We start from the raw sequence: 2,968 nt of genomic DNA, 5'->3' as shown, positions 1-2,968 counted from the left end.
GACTTCTCGAAGCCATCGTGAGCAACGACGACAACCTGTCCTACGGCAGCATCGTCAGCGTTCAGATCGGGCAAGACAAATACATCACGACGCTGACCGACGATGGCATCTGCGAACTGAAGGACATGCTCGCGGACGCCCGGCGTTCGCCGGAGCGCTGGAACGACTTCTTACAAGACTCCGTCGACGATCCCGACATCATCGCACGCGTCAAGGACCAGCCCCCGCGGTAGAAATCGGGTGCTTACGTCGAGCCGGACGAAGGCGTCGGAGCGATCGACGGGCGGCTCCTGCTTCTGATCATCAGTATGCTGGTTCTCGGCGCAGCTATGGAAGGCAGCGGCGCCATGACGTTGATCGTTGAAACGCTGTCCGAACCGCTGCGGCAGCTGAGCCCGATCCTTGCGCTGGCACTGATATACGCAGTGACCTCAGTGCTGACTGAGTTGGTTACCAATAACGCAGTCGCCGTGATCATGACGCCCATCGCTGTGGGCGTCGCAGCCGCGCTTGGCCTCGATCCGCGTGCCTTTGTCGTGGTTGTCATGTTTGGCGCCAGCGCAAGTTTCGCCACGCCAGTCGGCTACCAGACGAACACAATGGTCTACAATGCCGGGGGCTACCGCTTCACAGATTTTCTACGGTTGGGCTTGCCAATGAACATCTTGGCAGGGGCAGTAACGGTGGTGCTAGCTCCAATTATCTGGCCGTTGGAGCCATAGCACATGGCGCAACCCTACACGCGCCATAACCTCATCCTCGCCTGGACACCCCGCAGGGAAAATCTGTACGGCACTAGCAGCACGGACCCGAAAGCAGTGGCGGCGGCAGAGTCTCAATCATATTCGCCGTCCTGCTTGCACGGATGCCGGAGCTCTGCGAGCATTTGGCAGAGGGCTGGGGCCTTGATTTCGCAATGATTGTTTACCTCGCCCTCAGCAAGCTTGGTACTAACCAGTTCGCCAAGCAGAGACTTTGAAAGTCTCATGGAGGTGTCAATGTATAAGAATATTCTTGTGGCAGTATCATTCGAAGAAGGCCACGATCCATCCGCCTCAGTTCGGGTGGCGAAGGCACTGTCGGGAAAAGATACAAAAACATATGTGCTCCATGTGTCGGAACGATTGCCAGCCAATGCGGTCTCTTACATGCCCGCTGGCTATGCCAACAAGTTGCGCGTGGCGATTCAAGCTGAGCTGAACAACTTGGCAGGCCAATTTAAAAACGGCAAGGGCGTTGTAGTCGAAGGGCATTCCGGGCGTACTATTTTGGATTGGGCAGAGGCCAATGCGATAGACTGCATCGTTCTGGATTCGCACCGCCCGGGGTTGCAGGACTACTTTCTCGGCAGTACCTCATCTCGCGTCGTGCGCTACGCGCAATGTTCAGTTCATGTTGTGCGCTGCCCCTGAGGAGACTAAGGAAATGAAATGTAAAACTGGCATGTAAAGGTGGTCCAGTTCATTTGGTGACGGACAATCAACATTGGTGAACGACCGGTTCAGTTAAATCCGCTGTGCCGCCGCAAATGTCTCGCTGCAAGTGGGATGTTTTTCTGCGTGAGCAATAGCTGCACAGGCAAAAGTCCGAAATGTCCGGCAATGTGTACCTTCAGTCGATCAATTTTGAATGATGACTGCCAAGTTGAGGGTGACAATTGAAAATGTCCGTCACTTAGAATGGAACCTCCTCATTTTCCCCGTCCTCAGCAAAAGTCTCCGATCTTTCGGTATGATCAACAATGAACCGCGCGCGTTCGAAAAGCTCGTCGAATGTGATGATCTCTGGTTGACGAAGATTGCGACGGAAGCCCTCAAAAGCCTGATAGCGTGCGGCGTTCACACCGCGCTCGGTTTGAAACTGCTCAAGGCTTCCGACTATGAGAACTGATCTCGGTTGAACCGACATCAGTTCTTCCCCTGTAGGATCTCCTTGCTCGTTGGCAAACCGGTGATGTGTGCCCAAGGCATCAGCCGCGGTTCGTAACGTCTCCTGGCACTGAGCCACTGCACCGCTCAGCTCGGCCGAGGGGGCCCATGTTCCGGAGCGGTATTCACTTCTTCTCAGAAGATCGGTTGAGCACTTTTTGATCTCAACTAAGCACAGTGCACTTACGGCGGCACGGGTTTTCATGATGCCGTCCGGAATCTTCCCAGGTGCAACCAGGCTGGACCCGCGGATCGTTTGCTGAAGCGCGCGTCCGTCCAACCCGGTTGTGAAGATGTAACTGAGCCCGTATCCGAAAATCCATTGGTTTCGCTCAAAGAACTCCTGCCAGTTGTTTTCGGAGATATTGTTGCCCTGATCAAGCATATCTGAGAAAACCTTCAATTGCTCACGGCGATAAGCGAGAGCAACAACGTCTTCCGTGGTGATTTGGCTTCGTGCAAACTCCGCAACTAAATCAGGGCGGTCTTCAAGGAGTTTACGCGCTTCGGCGTCCGGCATGTGGACTAAGCGCAGATCGGCCTCATTGACGTTGAATTTGCCTGGGCCAGGAATTTCCAGTCGGCGAATGTTTTGCAAAAACTCCAGCAGTTTTGAAATCTGTTCGCCATATAGCACGACCTGTTCACCCATCGGGTTGCCGGTTTTGGTGCTCCACCTTTGGATGTGAAGATGCGTGATACCCCGCCCGTCCTCGATAAACCGAGCCTTTATTTGTTGTATGCCAGTATCCGTTTCGTGAAGAACGTACTCGTCACCATCCTTAATAAGTTGGACGCCTCCGAAAACCTCTGGCCGACCGGCGTGTCACGTGATTCACTACCCTCGTAGCAGGGAGGCGGTCATGGCGAAGCAAGCAGGGTTCTGGAGCGTTGACGATCGTCTTGCTGAGATTTCCGCGGGCGGCGATCCGCTGGAAACGCTGAATTCGACGGTGAATTTCGAACGCTTTCGCCCGATCCTTGAACGCGCGGCAGGTCGGCGGCGCAACCCCAAGGGCGGCCGCCCGGCGCTCGACGTG

At 55.0% G+C, this 2,968-nt stretch carries 4 protein-coding genes; 3 read left to right on the top strand and 1 reads right to left on the bottom strand.

The genetic code is table 11. From position 1 onward, the window contains the following. The 3 genes from GKC28_RS26000 to GKC28_RS25990 all read left to right on the top strand — a co-directional run. On the top strand, positions 1-233 hold a 233-nt coding region (locus GKC28_RS26000), incomplete at its 5' end, for a hypothetical protein (RefSeq protein WP_174148868.1). Positions 234-308: 75 nt separating this feature from the next. Continuing rightward, a complete protein-coding gene (locus GKC28_RS25995; protein WP_254604430.1) occupies positions 309-722 on the top strand; it encodes an SLC13 family permease in 414 nt (137 codons plus the stop codon). Between the two features lie 276 nt (positions 723-998). Continuing rightward, positions 999-1,412: a universal stress protein gene (locus tag GKC28_RS25990; protein ID WP_174149824.1), complete on the top strand. Its 414-nt coding sequence runs from the start codon at positions 999-1,001 to the stop codon at positions 1,410-1,412. Between the two features lie 262 nt (positions 1,413-1,674). On the opposite strand, the gene GKC28_RS25985 is transcribed toward GKC28_RS25990, so the two are convergent. Next, a complete protein-coding gene (locus GKC28_RS25985; protein ID WP_174149823.1) occupies positions 1,675-2,580 on the bottom strand; it encodes a Shedu immune nuclease family protein in 906 nt (301 codons plus the stop codon). Positions 2,581-2,968: the final 388 nt, after the last annotated feature.

Source organism: Leisingera sp. ANG59, assembly GCF_013317235.1.
GTDB lineage: Bacteria > Pseudomonadota > Alphaproteobacteria > Rhodobacterales > Rhodobacteraceae > Leisingera.
This window is presented reverse-complemented; position numbering and strand designations above follow the sequence as displayed.

What these genes read in the sequence shown, in the direction of transcription:
- GKC28_RS25995 (WP_254604430.1), top strand. Translation starts at nt 309, where the DNA reads ATGCTGGTTCTCGGCGCAGCTATGGAAGGCAGCGGCGCCATGACGTTG.
- GKC28_RS25990 (WP_174149824.1), top strand. Translation starts at nt 999, where the DNA reads ATGTATAAGAATATTCTTGTGGCAGTATCATTCGAAGAAGGCCACGAT.
- GKC28_RS25985 (WP_174149823.1), bottom strand. Translation starts at nt 2,580, where the DNA reads ATGGGTGAACAGGTCGTGCTATATGGCGAACAGATTTCAAAACTGCTG.